The organism is Paenibacillus sp. V4I7 (genome assembly GCF_030817275.1).
Classification (GTDB): Bacteria; Bacillota; Bacilli; order Paenibacillales; family NBRC-103111; genus Paenibacillus_E.
In genome coordinates this window covers 871333-890120 of sequence record NZ_JAUSZD010000002.1, presented here as the reverse complement: position 1 = coordinate 890120, position 18788 = coordinate 871333, and the positions used below count along the sequence as shown (strand labels likewise).

15 protein-coding genes are annotated in these 18788 nt (G+C 42.6%); 2 read left to right on the top strand and 13 right to left on the bottom strand.

Going from position 1 to position 18788, the window contains the following annotated elements; all coding sequences use genetic code 11:
- Positions 1 to 12: 12 nt before the first annotated feature.
- From QFZ80_RS05280 to QFZ80_RS05255, 6 genes are all read right to left on the bottom strand, one after another.
- On the bottom strand, positions 13 to 1110 hold the full coding sequence (locus QFZ80_RS05280; protein ID WP_307557621.1) for a quinone-dependent dihydroorotate dehydrogenase: 1098 nt from the start codon (positions 1108 to 1110) through the stop codon (positions 13 to 15).
- Positions 1111 to 1264: 154 nt separating this feature from the next.
- Positions 1265 to 2098: a PRD domain-containing protein gene (locus tag QFZ80_RS05275; protein WP_307557619.1), complete on the bottom strand. Its 834-nt coding sequence runs from the start codon at positions 2096 to 2098 to the stop codon at positions 1265 to 1267.
- 17 nt (positions 2099 to 2115) lie between these two features.
- Positions 2116 to 3564, bottom strand: a complete 1449-nt coding sequence (locus tag QFZ80_RS05270; RefSeq protein ID WP_307557617.1) for a PTS transporter subunit EIIC — start codon at positions 3562 to 3564, stop codon at positions 2116 to 2118.
- A gap of 142 nt (positions 3565 to 3706) precedes the next feature.
- Positions 3707 to 4546 carry a carbohydrate ABC transporter permease gene (locus tag QFZ80_RS05265; protein WP_307557615.1) on the bottom strand — a complete coding sequence of 280 codons (840 nt, stop codon included), beginning with the start codon at positions 4544 to 4546 and terminating at the stop codon, positions 3707 to 3709.
- Positions 4547 to 4588: 42 nt separating this feature from the next.
- Positions 4589 to 5494: a carbohydrate ABC transporter permease gene (locus QFZ80_RS05260; RefSeq protein WP_057306952.1), complete on the bottom strand. Its 906-nt coding sequence runs from the start codon at positions 5492 to 5494 to the stop codon at positions 4589 to 4591.
- Between the two features lie 86 nt (positions 5495 to 5580).
- Positions 5581 to 6936 (bottom strand): ABC transporter substrate-binding protein, encoded by a 1356-nt coding sequence (locus QFZ80_RS05255; RefSeq protein WP_307557612.1) that lies wholly within the window; start codon positions 6934 to 6936, stop codon positions 5581 to 5583.
- 369 nt (positions 6937 to 7305) lie between these two features.
- Here QFZ80_RS05255 and QFZ80_RS05250 point away from each other — a divergent pair, with 369 nt between their 5' ends.
- Entirely contained in the window at positions 7306 to 7440 is a 135-nt protein-coding gene (locus QFZ80_RS05250) for a hypothetical protein (protein ID WP_281366891.1), read from the top strand.
- A gap of 145 nt (positions 7441 to 7585) precedes the next feature.
- Here QFZ80_RS05250 and QFZ80_RS05245 read toward each other — a convergent pair whose 3' ends face one another.
- The 7 genes from QFZ80_RS05245 to QFZ80_RS05215 all read right to left on the bottom strand — a co-directional run bounded on the left by QFZ80_RS05245 (position 7586) and on the right by QFZ80_RS05215 (position 16920).
- On the bottom strand, positions 7586 to 9139 hold the full coding sequence (locus tag QFZ80_RS05245) for a L,D-transpeptidase family protein (RefSeq protein WP_307557610.1): 1554 nt from the start codon (positions 9137 to 9139) through the stop codon (positions 7586 to 7588).
- 129 nt (positions 9140 to 9268) lie between these two features.
- Positions 9269 to 10891, bottom strand: coding sequence for a stalk domain-containing protein (locus tag QFZ80_RS05240; RefSeq protein ID WP_307557607.1), 1623 nt, complete (start codon positions 10889 to 10891; stop codon positions 9269 to 9271).
- A 19-nt stretch (positions 10892 to 10910) separates the two neighbouring features.
- Positions 10911 to 12758 carry a FecR family protein gene (locus QFZ80_RS05235; RefSeq protein WP_307557606.1) on the bottom strand — a complete coding sequence of 616 codons (1848 nt, stop codon included), beginning with the start codon at positions 12756 to 12758 and terminating at the stop codon, positions 10911 to 10913.
- Positions 12759 to 12785: 27 nt separating this feature from the next.
- Positions 12786 to 14633 carry an adenylate/guanylate cyclase domain-containing protein gene (locus QFZ80_RS05230; protein WP_307557604.1) on the bottom strand — a complete coding sequence of 616 codons (1848 nt, stop codon included), beginning with the start codon at positions 14631 to 14633 and terminating at the stop codon, positions 12786 to 12788.
- Positions 14634 to 14803: 170 nt separating this feature from the next.
- Complete coding sequence (locus QFZ80_RS05225; RefSeq protein ID WP_047686106.1) at positions 14804 to 15037, bottom strand: ferredoxin; 234 nt, start codon at positions 15035 to 15037, stop codon at positions 14804 to 14806.
- 74 nt (positions 15038 to 15111) lie between these two features.
- The gene (gene mobB / locus QFZ80_RS05220; RefSeq protein ID WP_307557602.1) at positions 15112 to 15612 is read right to left on the bottom strand and encodes a molybdopterin-guanine dinucleotide biosynthesis protein B; all 501 of its coding nucleotides are present in this window, start codon (positions 15610 to 15612) and stop codon (positions 15112 to 15114) included.
- Positions 15613 to 15618: 6 nt separating this feature from the next.
- Positions 15619 to 16920: a DNA polymerase IV gene (locus QFZ80_RS05215; RefSeq protein ID WP_307557600.1), complete on the bottom strand. Its 1302-nt coding sequence runs from the start codon at positions 16918 to 16920 to the stop codon at positions 15619 to 15621.
- Between the two features lie 214 nt (positions 16921 to 17134).
- On the opposite strand from QFZ80_RS05215, the gene cimA reads away from it, so the two are divergent.
- Positions 17135 to 18754, top strand: coding sequence for a citramalate synthase (gene cimA / locus QFZ80_RS05210; RefSeq protein WP_307557599.1), 1620 nt, complete (start codon positions 17135 to 17137; stop codon positions 18752 to 18754).
- The last annotated feature ends 34 nt before the right edge of the window (positions 18755 to 18788 follow it).

The following is an 18788-nucleotide window of genomic DNA, read 5'->3' as shown; positions in this document are numbered from 1 at the left end:
TTCTGAATGAAGTCAGTGCTGATCTGCGCCGATTGCCTGGGAAATATGTGTATATCCGTCTCTCCTCAGCAAATCTTGAAGACCTTTATTCAAGCTTGTAAGCATCCCGGGTCCTTCATAAATAAAGCCCGTATACACTTCAACTAAGCTTGCTCCTGCCCGAATTTTGTCATAGGCATCTTGCGCAGTAAATATCCCCCCGGAACCAATGATCGGCAGCTTGCCTTCCGTCAGTTGATAGACACGTCTAATAACCTCCGTTGTTCGCTGAGTTAGAGGCTTTCCGCTAAGTCCGCCTGCTTGCTCGCGATTAGGGTGTACCAGTCCTTGTCTGCTGAGTGTTGTGTTCGTGGCAATAATCCCAGAAATACCGCTATCCTTAATCGTATGCACGGTTAATTCAAGTTCTTCATCCGAAAGATCCGGCGCAATTTTAACCAAAACAGGTTTACCTGAATGACCATTCTTTTTCTCTTGAAGCTGCATTTCCGTTGTCACTGCATCAAGCAATCGCTTCAAATCGTTCCCATGCTGTAAATTACGCAAATCCGGTGTATTTGGTGAGCTAATATTCACAACAAAGAAATCACCATATGTATATAACTCCCGAATACATGCTCGATAATCCTCTTCGGCCTGTTCATTCGGTGTCGTCTTATTTTTACCTATGTTAATAGCAACAGGTATGTCACGTTTACCTGTCTTCATCAGGTTTTTTGCCATTATGTCAGTACCTACATTATTAAAGCCCATTCGGTTGATAAGCGCCTTGTCTTCCGGAAGACGAAATAGCCGCGGCAGCTCATTGCCCGGTTGTGGCTTTGGTGTAATTGTGCCTACTTCCATGAAACCAAAGCCTAGTTGTGAGAATCCCTTAACAGCCTTGGCATTTTTATCTAAACCAGCTGCCAGACCTATTGGATTTGCGAATTGTAGTCCCCATAATTGTTGGGCCAAGAGGGGTGAAGAGGGCACTCCATACATGGATTTCAGTAATTGCTTCCCACCTGGCAAGCTCCCTAAAGCACTTAGCCCGTCAATCGTAAGATGATGCGCCTTCTCCGGATCCATTCGGAACAAGATTGGTTTTCCTAACTTCTTATACAGCATGTCCTATGCACTCCGTTCTCTAATGACTCTAACAGTCAGTTTAGCTGACAACGTGCAAATATGCAATCCACTGAAAGGCATTTCACCTCTATTTCAAACAAAAAATCCCTGCTCCATGAAGGTTGCAAGGGAATCCAGATTAGCTATTAACAACCTACGCTTCTGTTCGTTGAAGCAGTCGTTCCAGATGCATCGTCAAGTAACCCGTTTCATCGTCAGGCACTTCTAATTGAAGAGAATCACTTAGCATGAGAGATAATACCTTCGCCTTCACATAGGTGTCTCCATACTCCTCTTTAATCTTTTCAAGCAGCGAGTTCTGGAGTGTCTTTTTTTGTTTAACCCGTTCAATGACACCTTTCAAATGACTAATGAACCGCAGCGTTGAGAAGGAATCATCGAAATTAAAGCCCAATTCTTTGGCAGACTCGATCGTTTGCGAGACTACTCTAACTACCGCTAAGGAATCAGAAGCTTGCTCTTTTTTACGTGCGCCATTGAAATGCATCGCCAAGAAGGCAACCTCATCTTCCGGCAATTTCACATCCAAATGATCATTGAGGAAATCTACGGACTTCTTGGCTACTTTGTATTCCTCAGGATACATATACCCAATTTCATAAGCGAATGGATTCGTGATGAAAATACCGCGCTTTTGCCGTTCGACAGCAAAGTTAATATGATCGACCAGCGAGGCGTGAATCGTTTCGGAGAAGTCGCCTTCCAGCACGCTCTGCGCATAAGCGATGACTTCCTCCGTAATCCCGATAATTTTCAAATCAACCGCATTCAGAATTTGTTCGTAGTTTTTAAGAACTTCAGATGTATGCAGGAGAAATTCTTGTGTGATTTCGCCTTCGCTAATGAGCATTCCTGGCGTTTTTTTGAATCCAATTCCTTTACCAAAAGCAATTGAATTTTTCCCTGATGTCAAATGTGCCATCACCACATTATGGGACAGTACATGAATGATCGTCCGTTCAATCATAAGACACCTCCGCGTTCTTAGGCTTGTCCTGATTTGTCTTTTTGCTGGTGAAGCAAGGGTTTAATACTTTCTCTAATTTGTTCCGATTCCGTACCAAAAACAACGTGTACGTTTCCTTTACCAAGTCTGATAACCCCAATAGCACCAAGGTCTTTAAGCTCACTGTCCATAATTAAATTTTCTTCACTCACTAGGAGGCGTAGCCGTGTAATGCAAGCATCGATCGAAATAATGTTAGAAGGTCCGCCAATATGCCTTAGAATGCTGGCTGGACGGTCTTCTTTCTTTTCTTCGATGGCCACCAGGGCTTCTTCTGCTTCAAGCTGAACAGCTTCGTCCTGACTGGGCACTTTGAATGGAAAAAAATGAAGATAGGTCCGAAATACAACATAATAAAGGAAGAAGTACCCTATCCCAACAAGGACAATCCAATAAGGATTCGTAGATTGATGCCAGCTAAGAACGAAATCAATAAATCCGGCTGAGAAACCGAATCCCATTTTAACCTGAAGCATATTCATTAACACCATGGAAAAGCCAGTTAAGACGGCATGAATCAGATATAAGCCTGGTGCTAAGAACATGAAGGCAAACTCAATTGGCTCTGTTATGCCTGTTAGGAAGCTGGTTAATGCTGCACTAAGCATCACAGGAACAACAAACTGACGGTTAGAAGATGAGCTTCTAATTAAAGCTAAGGCTGCTGCAGGAAGCCCAAACATAATCACGGGATAAAAACCTGTCATGAATAGTCCCGCTTCTGGGTCTCCAGCGAAAAATCGTGAGATATCGCCATGCAGCAATTTTCCCGTTGGTGTGACATAATCTCCGATTTGAAACCAAGCTATATTATTAATAATATGATGCAAACCCGTTGGGATGAGTAGCCGGTTCATCATTCCGTAAATGAATACGCCAATGTTCCCATTATCAACGATCCACAACCCGATAACACTTATGCCCCTTTGAACGGGAGGCCAGATGAAACCCATCAACACCCCTAGGAAAACCATGACCAAAGATGTAATCAACGGAACGAATCGCTTGCCTCCGAAAAATCCGAGTGCCTTGGGCAGCCGGGTATGTTGGAACCTGTTAAAGAACATGGCAGATAGCATGCCAACGAGCATACCGCCTAGAACACCCATATCCAGCCGGTCCGCAGAGTCAGTCCCCACTTGAAAATGTTTCAAGACATTGTCGAACACTAAATAGCCAACTGCAGCAGCAAGTGCTGCTATCCCGTCTCCGGACGTTAGTCCAATGGCTATACCTATTGCAAATATGAATGGCAAATTATCAAAAATCGCACTTCCGCCTAACTCAAAAATCTGAGCCACCTGCATAAGAAATGGATCACTAAACGTCATTTTTCCAATACGTAAAAGAATGGATGCCGCCGGCAGCACCGCAATCGGAATCATCAATGAACGTCCTATTTTCTGCAATATATACATAGCTCTCATGTCATGATCCCCTATAGAAGCCTACAAGTTTGGCCGTTTCTTGTTTGCTCTTACCTATCCCAATTATAGTAGAAAGAACACCCTCCCGAAAGGATAAAATCCTCTAGGATAAGGTGTTTTTTCTATGCAACCAATTATACAATTATTTCACGGCACCTGCAGTAATTCCACTCGCGATTTGACGTTGAAAGATCATATATACAATCAACGTTGGAAGTGTCGTTATTAGCAGGCCTGCGAATAACGGTCCCCACTCAACTCGATACTGCATCTCTGCCTGCATAACAGCAAGACCGATTGGAAGCGTGTACTTGGTTGGTTCATTGGTCAAGACAACCCCAAGAAAGTACTCGTTCCAGTTATTCAGCATATTTGTAATCATCACCGTGATTAGACCCGGTTGAGACAATGGCAGCATAACACGGAAGAACGTACCGTAATGGGAGGTCCCGTCAATAATTGCCGCCTCTTCAATTTCTTTTGGCAGCGATTTGTAGAACCCTACAAGCAAGAAAATTCCAAAAGGAAGATTGAGTGCCGCATAGACCAGAATTAATCCTAACCATGTATTGATTAAGTGCAAATCATTCAATAAGAAGAACAATGGAATCAGTGCTAGTGCGAACGGTATCATCATGGACGAGATGTAGATCGTAAAGAGGATTTTGTTCCCTTTAAAATCATACCTAGCTAGGATATAGGCTGTCATTGCAGCAAGAATCATCCCCAGAAGGGTACTTCCAACCGTCACAACAATGGAGTTCAAGAAATAAGTGCTAAAATTATATTTGCTCCAAACATAGGAGAAGTTTGACCAAAGCAGCGGGTATTTAGGCAATGCCCACGGGGCATTTAAGAAAAATTGCTCATTATTTTTGAGCGCATCCAGCAGTGTCCAAATCAATGGATACAGGACGGCGACGCTCCAGATAAGAAGAATGATCCAGACAAACATTTTGGCTAACGGGTTTTTAATGATCATACGATGGTTCCCCCTCCTTCAGTATCATTTTCTAGAATGACCTTAATGCATTTCGATTGTTTCTTGGCGCATGATACGCTGCAGAACAAGGGTAGTAATCAGTGAAACGATTAGGATCATGACACCGATGGCTGCTCCATAACCGAAATGATATTGTTGAAAAGCCATCCGATACAGATAAGATCCCATAACTTGGGTCGTATTATCAGGCTGTCCGCCGTTTGTCATTAATTGAACAATGACGAATGATCCATTAAGTGTTGTAATGACAATGTTAACAATGGAAACCTTAATTTGCTCCCAGATGAGCGGCATGGTAATGTGGCGGAATTGCGACCATTGACCAGCTCCGTCTATATTAGCTGCTTCGTAGTAGGAAGCAGGAATATTCACGATTGCAGCAATCATCAAGATCATATAGAAGCCGATACCAGCCCAAATCGTAGGGGGTAATAGCATCCAGATCGTATGCTGTGGAAATCCTAACCAAGTAATATCGACTTTATTTCCTGTGAATAGTGACAAGAACGCATTCAGGAATCCAATTTGTGGATTGTAGATGAAGTTCCAGAGCACACCAATAACAACAACGGAGATCACATTCGGGATAAAAAATATGGCACGGAAGAAGCCAGAGCCTCTCAGCTTGAAACGAGTTAAAGCAACAGCGAAGAACGTCGCCAGAATCATAATGCCAATGACTTTACCTACGACTAAAAAATAATCATTCCCGATGGCTCTAAGTACAATCGGATCCTTAAATAATTCGACGAAATTATCAAACCCAATAAACGTGCTATTCTCTGACATTCCTGACCAATCATAGAATGACTTCTGCAAAGCCTGTATAACAGGGTAGATCGTAAACACACAGAAGAAAAGAAAAGTCGGAATGATGAATGAAGCGATGAACAAATTCCGTTTCCACATTTTCGAGTTGGTCTTCATTCTATCCTCACCGTCCTATCATTAAAATGGCGGAGAACTCCTAAGGCTAATGCCTTCCTAGTTCTCCGCACTGCTTCATTCAGTTCCTATTTCTTTTGTTTCGCTACGACATCAGATACACGTTTTACCCACTCTTCTGGGGTAATTGTACCAATCGTTAAAGCCACTGATGCATCTTGCATCGCTTTGTCAACGTCAGCCGCGAAGGAGACTGTTGGCACGACAACTGTTTCAGGAGATGACAAGAATTTCGCCGCATCTTTAACGAAGTTAGGTGCTTTGGAGGAAGAGATGTCACCTTTTATATTAGAAGGAGCACCGCTCAACTCCGCCCACTGGGAAGCTTGTGTTTTAGAGAATACGAATTGCATAAACGCTTTTGCTGCATCTTTGTTTTTCGCTTTTTTCGCAATTGCAAAAGTTGAAGTGGACGTATTAGCTACAACTTTTCCACCTTTATCTTGTGTGATGGAAGGAATGAATCCGAAATCAAAGGAAGCTGGAACGTCCTTGGCCATTTCGTTTGGCAGCCATAGACCGTTCGGGATGAAAGCATCTTTGTGCTGCAGGAATAAGGATTGGGAATCCGTGTGGTTGATTTGTACGGATGCTTTATCGATGTAACCTTTGTCACGAAGCTGAACGATTTTATTAAGACCTTTAATGATAGCTGGGTTTTTCCAAGCTTCTAGATTATTCGTAGACATGTCTTGCAGTAATTTGTAGTCATTGTTGTTTGCGGACACGATTGCTGGAAGCAATACGCTGCCGTTGATGTAGTATGGATATTTACCCGTGTGGATGAAAGGATTAATTCCAGCACCTTTAATTTTCTCACTGACCGCTAAGAATTCTTCGAAATCTTTTGGCTCAGCCCAACCTTTATCTTTGAACAGTGCTTTATCGTAGAAAATACCCCATGAGCTCATTACGAAAGGAATGTTGTAGATTTTGCCATCAAACTCTTGGGGTTTCTGAGCAAGCAAATCAATGATTTTATCACCGTCAACGTTTTTAGCATCTTTGATCCAATCCGTTAAATCTTCAAGCTGTCCGTCTGTAACCATTTGGCGATCGAACAATTCAGGTCCGTCGATATATACGAAATCAGGTGGGTTACCAGCGATCCAACGGGGTTTCATTTGTTCGTTGATTTTTGGTCCCGCACTTTCTTTAATTTTCAGATCAGGGTTTGCTGCTTGGAATTCAGCAATAACTTTTTTCCACCATTTGTCGCCATAACCGCCAACAAAGTACTGGATTTCAAAATCACCGGTTAATTTTTTTGGGCCAGCAGCTGTTGGAGCCGCTGAAGCTGCTGTCGTAGGCGCCGCCGATGCAGCTGGTTTCGTTGTTTCAACTGGTGTTGATTTACCACAGCCTGCTGCTATAAGTACCATGGACGCAGCTAAGCCCATTGTTGACCATTTTTTCATATTCATGTGTTCATCTTCTCCCTTTTTTAATAAGTCTGATGGTATTTTATGAAGTAGCGTAGTCCTAAATTTAACTTGCTTAGTAGTTTGCGCTACCAACCCCCTTCAGGTTTCATCATTTTTGGCAAAAATAAAAAGGGCATAGTTATAGAAGAAGACTTACATTCTTCAATAACTAATGCCCTTACGGTAACATGTTATTAAAACTGACATATTCAATTGATATTCGTGTTTCGTGTGATTAAATCTTACAATAAAATGACATAGTCGTCAATACTTGATTAAAATTCATTTATACATTCATATTCTATGAACGACCCTACTTATGCTATGATAGAACCATATTCTTTAATCCCTAAGGAAAAGGTGATTCCTATGTCCAAACGTAAACCGATCATGTCCAATCGTAGAGCCAAAGAAGAAGTTAATAAGAAAGCGATCATTTGGACAGGATCCATTTTGCTTGTTGTCATCATTACTATGACGTTACTGATCATTTTGGACAAATGATTAAGAAATAAGTGATTGAAATCATCACATTTTGAATTGTAATCGCTTTCTACATGGTTGTCAAGAGTAAAGCTTGGAACGCTAGTACAACATGACAAAAACCGTCCGAAGTATATTCAGACGGTTTTGTTATGTTTCCACTGAGTTAATCAAGCCATTTATATTTCTTACTGGGATTGCTGTCATTGGTCTGCAATGGAAGGCCAAAGGATTGATCCGGCTTCCCTCCCCCAGCACCGAGACCCGGGCTACCGCCGCCATTACCATTTCCACCATCCGAATTTGAAGAAGGAGGTAATACCCCTTTACCAATCGTCACCTTCGTTTCATGGGTCACCATGTTATAGAGCTCTTCAACGTCCGCTTGCTGCATGCGAACACAGCCATGTGATTCATCTTTCCCGATGCTGGAAGGCTTATTCGTACCATGAATCGCATAAAGTGTATCCGATAAAGTCATCCCTCGACTGCCAAATTCCCCATTCGATTTGCCATTCGGATTGCGCACCTTTTCACTAATGAAGAACTCTCCCTGCGGCGTTTTCTCGCCTCCTAAGCCAACTTGATAGCTCCGGATGATGAAATCACCACTAACGAGAGCCAAACGATGCTTATCGGTATCAATAACAATCCTAAGCGGTTCCAGCAATGGGTCTGCGGAAACTTTCGGTTGCGAATTAGATGGCGCGGCCTGCTCTTTGAGCTCTTGTTTCGGCTGCTCTGTTTTATCCGCCGTTTGTACCGGATCCTGCGCATTCCCCGCTTTCCCGCTTTCGTTAATCTTACTTATAGCTTGAGGGAACGCCTCCTGCATCTCAGGAGTGAGTCCTGGCAAGAGATTATTGGGGTAAGGTTTCGTGAGCTGTTCAGGTTTCTCTGGCAGTGTCCCTGTCTTTTTTTGGTAGGCCTGGATTGCGCTTTGTAAGACAATAGCTTGCTCACGCTCATGCATCCAATTAGCTATGACGGGAACAAGCGCGGAGCCATCTGCGACCTCACAGGAACAAATCTGAGACTGGTAATACGTTAATGCTGCCGAACCCCCGCCTCCCCCGTTACCCTCAACGCTGATCAAAGGCTTCACTGACCTGTTCCACTCGTTCCATTTACCATCTGCACTCCGGGGAGCTTCCATGATGACAGATTCCCCAGCTCCTGATCCTGAAGATGACAGAACTTGCTGCAGCTTCTTACCCCAATCCCCATTAGAGAAATAGAGCTTTAATCCAGAAGGTCCTTCCTGTTTAGGAGTTACAGGTACATTCACTGCCGCTTGAGCTGCAGCAACAGTCTCATTCGGAATGTCCCCCATATCCTTCTTCGCTAAATCCATTGCGGCGGGAACAGCTAGCAGGATTAGAATAACCATGAAAGGCATCCATTTCCCTTTACCGCTGGACTTACTTTTAACAGACGTCTCAGTAGTGCCTTTATGTAAGACTGAAGAAGGTCTAGTAGGTAAAGGACCTTCTATCGTTATTTTCTGGCGTTCGAAAGCTTCATAGATCTCCCCAGACTGCGCGAAACAATACGCCGCTTTGCCTTCCTTTCCTTGCGCTGCGTATTCTCTGCCTAATAAGTACCAAGCCATTTTATGATCAGGATGTTCTTTCACATATTTTTTGAGATAAAGAGGATCTTCGATCGGATTATGTTGGAAAAATCGTTCCAACTGATCAATGCGATTCTTGTCCTTCAATCTAGAAAACCTCCTATCGACTACTTTGTAACTCTCTTTCATTTATCGGCAAAAATTGCCTAGAGATGAAGTCATGAAAAAAAGAGCCTGGACAAGGGTTTCCCCTGCCAAGCTCGTCTTGCGGATTGCTTATTTCACATATGATTTCGTGCGTAAAATGGCTGTTTGGTGAGCGGCATCCCACTGGACATCCAAGCCGATTTGCTCTGCGAAGAAACGTACCGGCACATACGTACGATCTTGCTTCACATAAGGAGAAACATCCGTCACTTGGTTGCTGTCTGTTTGACCTATTTGTTTTCGTACAACGCTTGTTTCACCAATCGTCAGCTCAACCGTAACATCACCTTTAATAAGCTGAACGACAGATTTCCCAGCTTGCCGGGCATATTTGACTTCATAGCCAAATGTTTCACTTATGGCACGAACTGGAACCATTGTACGTCCACCCTGAATCTCAGGCTCTGCATCGAATGAAATCACTTTATCACCATTCACTACTTTTACTCCGTTATTGTTTGCTAGATTTCCCGGCAACTGATAAGGAGCTATTCTACGAATTTTGTTATTAGAGGAGTCTGCTACCACAATATTACCTTGAGCAGTTACTAGAACGTCGCTAGGATTGTAAAACTCAGCTGCTTGTTCCACGCCGTCCGCTTCACCTGTTTGGACTGTTCCTGCAATCGTTGAAACCTCTCCATTCAGCAAATAACGAATCACATGATTCAGACTATCTGAGATTAAAACTCCGCCTTCGGAAGTTACTGCAAGCCCTTTAGGGAAGTCAAACTTCGCCTTAAGCGCGTCTCCATCTGCAAAGTCTCCACCTGCATATAACTCATTTTTATCATAGATTGTCTGATTGCTTAAAACGGGTGTCGATCCAGCCACCGTAGTCACAGTCCCTGCTTGGAGGTCGATATAACGTATACGTTGGTTGCCTGTGTCACTTACATACAAATTGCCTTTGCTATCTAAAACCAATCCAGCGGGTTCATTGAACTTCGCTGTGGCTAAGCTGCCATCTTGGAATTCACCCGCGAAGGAAGCTTCCCCTGGACGGATTTCAATAGCTCGAGTCGCAGCCGCATTCAAAGTAGTAACACTGCCGTCAACTGCTATTTTACGGATAACATGATTGAGTGAATCCGCGACATACACGGTTCCATCTGCAGCTACCGCAACATCACTTGGGTGATTAAAGTTTGCCTCAACACCTTTTCCATCCTTACTACCAGGAACGCCATTTCCAGCCAACATGGAAACTTGTCCATTCATATCCACTTTCCGAATTGCATTATTAGCTGAATCAGCTACATACACATTCCCATTAGCATCTACAGCTAACCCTGTGGGCGCATTGAAAAAGGCTTCTGACGATTTCCCATTAACAAGCCCTCCCGTAGGAAAGCCTTGGTTATTCTTCGTCACGACAACTTCTGGACCTGCGAAAGTCGTTACTTTTCCATCTAAAATTTTACGAATGAGATGATTCCTTGTATCAGCTACAAGAATACTGCCATCTGAAAGTTGAACAACACTGCCCGGAGCACGGAATGCCGCACTTAGCGCATCCCCGCTCTTATCTTCAAAATCGCCGATTCCCGCGAAGGTAGACACGTCCGATAGGATCTGTCCACTGCTGGATAATAGAGCATCCGTCGACAATCCTGCCGCCCATACGGATGAACCTCCCAAAAAGGTTGCGGCCATTAGGGATGAAACGAGTATATGTTTTAAGGGTTTCATTGGTTTCTCCTTATTCTATTTATAAATTGTTAGGACCACTATTGGGAGGTAAAGTGACAGTTGTCTCAGGTTTCACAGGAATTTCTATTTTTTGAACGTCTAAACCATTTTTATGAACAATAACGATTTTTTCGACTTTAATAGTATATGTCACTGGGGCTGGAACTACTGTTGTCTCTAACAAATGGACATTAAACGGAATTGTAACTAACCTTTTAGTCCCATTTATCGCTTCAACATTATCAGAACCCGAGCCAAAATTTGTCACTGCATACACAAGCTCTTTCTGTGAGACGTTAGAATATTCTTTAATATGATCTGCACTATTGCTTTGGCTAAAAATATCAGAATTACTCACCCAAGGGTGATCCTCATCAACGTTAAGAGTAATATTGGAACCGTAGGATAAGTGCACTTCTACTCCATAGATTGTGTTGCTGCCGACAAAGTTACTTAGATTTACATCTAAATTGAATAATCCGAAGTTGCTAACAGAGCCTGGTGTAAGACTAATACTTGGTGTTAATACTGGTGTCCCTGGATCTGTATCCCCTGAATTCCCCGAATTACCACCTGATCCCGGTACTGAAGTATTTGTCCCATTCTTCTTATCATCAAAATCCTTCTTCTCTTTATCTGTGTAGCTTTCTTTCAATTTAGCTTCAGCATCTGCTTTAGCCTTCTCCTCTGCCACTTTCGTCGCTTCGAGAATCTTTTTCTGTTGTTCTTCCAAAACTTTAAGCGCAGCAGCCAGCTTTTTTTTGAGTTCTTCTTGCTTCTTCGCTTCTTCAAGTTGCTTTTTGAGCTTTTCAGCTTCAAGCTTTTGAAGCAGCTCTTTCTTTATTTTTTCTTTCTCTGCATCAACACCTGCAGTTTTATCTAATTCTTTAACTTTGTCTAAATCTAATTTCTTCTCTTGTTTATCGATTTTTGCATTTGCTTGTTCAATGATTTTATTCAAAGACTCTTTATCAACCTTATTTTCTGTGAGAGCCTTCTTGGCAATATTACCAATTAAGTTATCTAAGTTTTGTTTCACTTTATCTAATCCAGCTTGATCCTTCACAGTTAAAGAAGTATCATCCACGAATTTACCATCTTCGATTTCTTTCTTTTTCTTAGCGATAAAAGCATCGTTCTCTTTATCTATTTCGGCTTTGTTCAAGATAATCTCTCTAATGATTTCAGGTGAAGCATCCTTAATAAAATCATCTAAATCAAGGAAATCTACTTTAAGTGACAGATCATCCGTCTCATCCCTAGAATCCAAAGAAATTTGTTGTGTTGGATATAAGTATGTAATTGAAGACTTTTGAGTAGAGTCAGTTCCATTCTTTACAGTCGATGCAGAGACTTTCCCTGCTCCAACCGCCATCTTAATTGCGCCCGTTTTCGGGTCGACGGTAACAAAGAACTGCGTTCCACGTACACCCATTACGGCCGTTGGTGTCTCAATTTCAAATTCATCATCTGATCCAGCTAATGATTTCACCTTGACCCACATGGAACCGGCCCATACTTTAAGCTTGGATTTCTTATTTCCATCTGAGGTATTAAGGTCTGACACGTTAATCTCAGCATTTTCGCCTAAAGTTACATCTGCATCCCCATTGCTCAAATTAAGGGTGACAGATGAGCTAGCTCCTGTGTAAACCGTGTCGCCTTGATTTAAACTCATACTTTCATAGGCATCGTACGATTTGGAACCTCCGCCTTTCTTGATCGTTACATCACCGGATAATGCTGCAATGACAGCTACTCGAACGGTTTTTGCGTCTACAGGTTTTACAAGCAGCGCTGAGACCAAACTAAACACTAAACAAAAACTTAAAAATAATGACACAAATGATTTCTTAGTTTTTCCCACACCAAATTCCTCCCCAGCATTCATTTATTAGAGATTCCCGATAACTTCATAAACAGCCACGGGCTTTTCTTTTCCTTTTACCTTAATTTCACCGATGGATTCTATCTCAAAAAGGTCTTTGACCCTCGCGTAGGTCTGTTCACTGATTAGAATTTGACCTGGTTTCGCGTTCGCTTCTAATCTAGCTGACAAGTTGACCGTATCTCCTATAGCCGTATAATCGAGCCTTAGGTCTTCAGAACCAATGTTTCCAACAACCGCAGGTCCGCTGTTAATACCTAGACCGAACTTCACTCCGATGCCATACTTTTCAATCAACCTCTGCTCAAGAACAGTAGCCTGCGACTTCATCTCAATAGCTGCTCGCACAGCCATCTCCGGGTGATTGTCATATTCAATCGGAGCGCCGAACATCGCCATGACACCATCACCAATAAATTTGTCAAGCGTCCCATTAAATTTGAAAATAGCTTTCGTACATACATCCAGATACTCATTCAACACTTGAATAACTTGCTCTGGCTCTAGTCGTTCCGACATAGGGGTAAACCCGCGAATATCAACGAAAATAAGCGAGATATCTTTACGACTGCCGCCAAGCTTAACATCTTCGCCTGACTGCAGCAGCTCGTCTACAACCGTTTTGGAAACGAACCTTCCGAAGATACCGGTTACACGGTTGCGCTCCTTCCGCTCTTCCAGGTAATGACTCACCAACGACCAAATGTAGATCGTAACTAAAGCAAATTGCGGGTATACAAGAGGTGCGAAGGTTGATCCCGCAATGTAGAAGGTTAACCATACGCCACCATAGATCACGAACATTCCCAGAAAAATAATTAGAGCAGTTTTGCCTTTATATCTATGAAATAAGAAAATGGCAAGCAAAGAAATAAGCAAGATAATACTTACGCCAAAAGGCTTACTTGTATCTTTATAAAACTTGCTTTCTAATAAAGTTTGAATCATATTCGCATGTATTTCGATTCCAAACATCTTAACAGAGCTGATCGGTGTTGGGTATTCATCCTGCATGGCCGTGACGAAAGGCCCTACCAGAACTATACTGCCTTGCAATGGTAAAGGATTTTTACTATTAATTACATCAATGAAAGATAGTGATTCATAGCCTGTTGTTGCATCTACTTTCTGCCTTGGCAGTGTGAAAAATTCAGTCGTAACTTGATTTCTTTCGTTTGTTGGCATTACTTTATTGCCGCGCTTCCATTGTCCAGTTGCTTCATCTCGCTTCACTTTGTCCTTATCATCCAAAACTAGATTGGCGAGCGCAACGCTGAACGCAGGTATGTATGCTCCATTCTCATCCGGCAGCCCAACTGGCAGCTTCCGAGCCTTACCATCCTTATCGACAAACACATTAATATGTGCCATTTGCTGTCTACTGGTTGTTAGTGTTGGAGTGGGGTAGTCTATTTTCTCAGGCACAAGATCGCCTGCTTGCTTTTGCTTGGAGGGATAGTTAATTTGGACGGGCACGATAACATTTTGATACTTGGCCAAAACATCAGCCAATGCTTTATCGTCAGCGGGGTTTTTCGAAGGTTCAGCTAACACGACGTCGATACCAATTGCTGCTGCGCCTGACTGCTCTAGCTTTTCTATCAATTGCGCATAGGTAGATCGATCCCACGGAAATTTCCCAATTGCTTTAAGTGATTTCTCATCAATCTTAATAATTTTGATGCGATCCTCTGGCTGACGTTCATCCACAGATTTAGCTTTCCGCAAAACATCTTGGAGGGGACCCTCAACAAAATAAAACAAGCCGCTAGAGTTAACGGTGTAGAAATATGTCGAAAATAACATCAACACAAGTCCTACTGCTAAAGTCTGAATCCATTTCTTCTTACCCATAAGATCCTCCCCATGTTTACTAGATTCATTGTAAGATGGCAAGTAGAAAATGGCAATAAATAGTTACAAGTAAATACAATTTTTATCAAAAAAAGAGCTCAATTCCTTTGCAGGAACTGAGCTCTTTCGACATTCTGCGAATCACTTCACAAAATTATGTTTTATACTGATTAGCTAAAAGGTGTATCCGCAACTTTAATGGAATCCGTTGGGCAGCCATCTTGTGCATCCTGTAGATCATCAAACAGATCTTCTGGGATTTCAGTTACCCCTTTGTTGCCATCTCCATCAAAAATCACTTCAGCCAAACCTTCATCATCGTAATCATAGATGTCTGGAGCTGTAGCTCCGCAAGCGCCACAAGCGATGCAAGTATCTTTATCAACAAATGTATACTTTGCCATGATTTCTAACTCCTCCTCAAATTATCCTCAATGTAAAATATAATATAAATACGGACAAAGTTCAAACCTTAAAATTATTTGCTCCCAAAATATCGTTCAATAAAGTCAGCCATACCAGGGATATTGTTCAAATCGAAGGAAGGAAAAGCAGATAATTGAAAGTTGAAATCGTCCATATCTGTTGCAATAGCTATGGGCTCAGGCTCAAGAGCTTGAATTATTTCACTTTGCTCTATTGTACGAAAAACGGCAATCTTTGGATGCTTTTCCTTCTTGAAGCCTTCGATAAAAACATAGTCTAGATGTGCATAAGCACTTAACTGTTCTTCTAGACTTGGATTTCGCTTCTTCTCGAACACATGAATCCCATCTGGAGATAGAGTTACAACTGCTTCTGCACCCGACTCTACAAAAGTCGTGGAGTCCGTCCCTGCGGCTTCTTTATAATGTCCATGCGCATCATGTTTCATTACGGCTATCCGATAGCCGCGCTGCTTCATTTCCAAGATTAGCTTGGCCACTAACGTTGTTTTTCCACTGTCCGAATAGCCGGCAAAGCCAATACAATGTGCCATTTTTCATCACTTCTCCTCTTCTTTGTGAAGGGGATTGTTCCTCAAATGGTCCATTTGCAGGGATGTCCCTCTCGCTTTATGATTTCTAATCAACGTTGCAGGATTGTCGCCCATCATCCCCGCGGTTAGAATCGCATTTTCCCCGAATTTATCACGAAGCCCGTCCATAATGCGGTTCAAATTTTCTCGTTTGGGCTGCTTTTCATAATCGAATAGATCCAACTGAACGAACGTTTCTTCCTTCATCGTTAAATTTTGCAGCGTAATCCCAAGCAGCCGAACAGGGTTACCTTCCTCCCATTGATGATCATATAACTGACAGGATGTTCGATAAATATCGTCCATATGTTCGGTTGGCGTAGGCAAGGTGACGGATCGTGTAATCGTCCTCATCTCCGGATCACGAATCGTAATTTGGATCGTGGATGCCATTAGCTCCTGCTTGCGAAGTCTTCTAGCTACTTGATCCGCCAGATTTAAGAATACTCGGTGAATTTCTTTGGTATCAGTAAAATCCTGCGGCAGCGTCGTAGTATGCCCAATTGACTTGCTCTGTTCTTGTTCGGGGTTTACAAGTGAATGGTCAATCCCATTAGCCGAACGCTTCAGATGTGCACCTAAGATGCCAAAGTGCTTACTAAGCAGCACCTCGTCCCCTACCGCTAGCTGACCTAACGTATGGATGCCAAGTCTAGTCAGCTTATCCGCCGTCTTTTTGCCAATCCCATATAAATAGTTACACGGTTTGTCCCACAATACAGAGGGAACATCCCGCAGACGCAGCACAGATATCCCATTCGGTTTCTTCATATCGGAGCCCATCTTGGCAAGCAGCTTATTGGGAGCAACGCCAATCGAACAAGGCAGCTTCAATTCCTGCATGATCTTCTGTTGAATGTTATTCGCAATCTCAAGTGGGGTTCCAAATTGTTTGGACCCTGTTATATCGACGAAACACTCATCGATTGACATGGATTCCACCATAGGCGAATAGCTATAAGCAATCTGCATAAACCGTCTTGAGAAACTTCGATACAGTTCGAAATCAGGTCTTATCAGTATCAAATCTGGACACAACTTCAGCGCCTGCCTAACTTGCATGCCTGTCTTGATCCCTACAGCGCGCGCAGCATAGGATGAAGTAACAATAATCCCTTTACGAAGCTCAACACTACCAGCAACAGCCAGAGGCTTTCCTTTATATAAATCAGGCTCAACAGCCTCATGAACAGAGCAGTAGAAGGCATTCATATCTATATGCAAAATGACTCTACCTTGCTTGGGATAATGATGCTGAGTTGTCACCATTTATATTCCCTCCCATTGATAAACGACCTACTATTAGAGCCATTTTCAGCATACAAAAAATTATTCTTTCAAGCAAACGTATTTTTGCGTTATGATGTCTTTACCCATACTCTTATGGTATAATCGTAAATTATACATTAGCGCTTTAAAGCAAGCACAAGCACCTACACATCAAGCACCGAAGTCACTTTGCTAGCTTTTGAAGGAGGAACCTATGCCAACATCAGTCAAAATCTTCGACACCACACTACGAGACGGAACGCAAGGAGAAGGCATCAGCTTATCCGTCGAGGATAAAATTAAAATTGCCCGCAAGCTCGATGAGCTTGGGGTTCATTATATTGAAGGCGGATGGCCTGGCAGCAACAGCAAAGATATTGAATTCTTTGAGCGTGCTCGTGACATGAAGTTCACGAATGCGAAGATTACTGCATTCGGAAGCACACGTCGTAAGGATTCCATCGCTGCGGATGACATTAATCTAAACAGACTCGTGGAGTCAGGCGCTCATGTAGCAACCATCTTTGGTAAGTCCTGGGACTTCCATGTCACAACAGCTATTCAAACTACACTTGAAGAAAACCTTGCTATGATTTATGACTCCGTTCTTTATTTAAAAAGCTGCGGACTTGAAGTCATCTATGATGCAGAACATTTCTTCGACGGTTACAAGAATAATCCCGAGTACGCCTTGCAAACAATCAAAAAAGCACAGGACGCTGGAGCTGATTGGATAGTCCTTTGTGACACCAACGGCGGCTCTTTACCTGGCGAAATTACCTCTATTGTCACTACCGTTAAACAGAATGTCACCACTCCCGTTGGCATTCATGCTCATAATGATTGTGAATTAGGTGTGGCAAACAGCCTTGCTGCTGTACAAGCAGGAGCAAGACAAGTTCAAGGAACCATCAATGGCTATGGAGAACGCTGCGGTAATGCTAATCTTAGCTCCATTATCCCTAACCTTCAGTTGAAGCTTGGCTATTCGGTTATTTCCGAGGAGCAACTGAAATCATTAACGCCTGTTTCGAGATACATTAGCGAAATCGCCAACATGCATATGCCTGTTAATCAGCCTTATGTTGGGAATGCTGCATTTGCGCACAAAGGCGGTATTCACGTTTCAGCCATTCTCAAAGATGCTAGTACGTATGAGCATACGAAGCCTGAACTCGTCGGCAATAAACAACGTGTACTTGTTTCAGAGCTTGCAGGGCAAAGCAATGTGCTTGTGAAAGCCCAAGAACTGAATCTAGACTTTAATAAAGAACATCAGAAAACCAAAGAAGTCATTGAGAAAATTAAAGATCTCGAGCATCAAGGCTATCAATTCGAAGGAGCCGATGCCACACTTGAGCTTTTGCTGCGTGAAGCATTCGAAGGCCTGGAAGAGATTTTCACATTAGAATCGTTCAAAATGCTTGTTGAGAAATCCGCTAATCAATCGGTCGTTTCCGAAGCCATCGTTAAAGTGAAGGTTCATGGGGAAACGATCTATACCGCGGCTGAAGGCAACGGTCCTGTAAATGCTCTTGACAATGCCTTACGTAAAGCGCTGATCCAATATTACCCCGATATTAAGAACGTCCATCTCTCCGACTATAAAGTACGTGTCCTTGATGTCAAAGGTGCTACTGCCGGTAAGGTTCGGGTTCTAATGGAATCAACTGACTTCAACACAACGTGGAACACGCTTGGTGTATCTAGTAACATCATTGAAGCTAGCTGGTATGCACTTGTAGATAGTTTACGCTATGCACTAATCGGAAGAAAACGCGTAGAGCCGGTAAATATAGACCAACAAGAGCGCCTAGGTTTAGTAAATCATTAATGATTTATCTCTAAAAGAACATACAAGAAAAGCT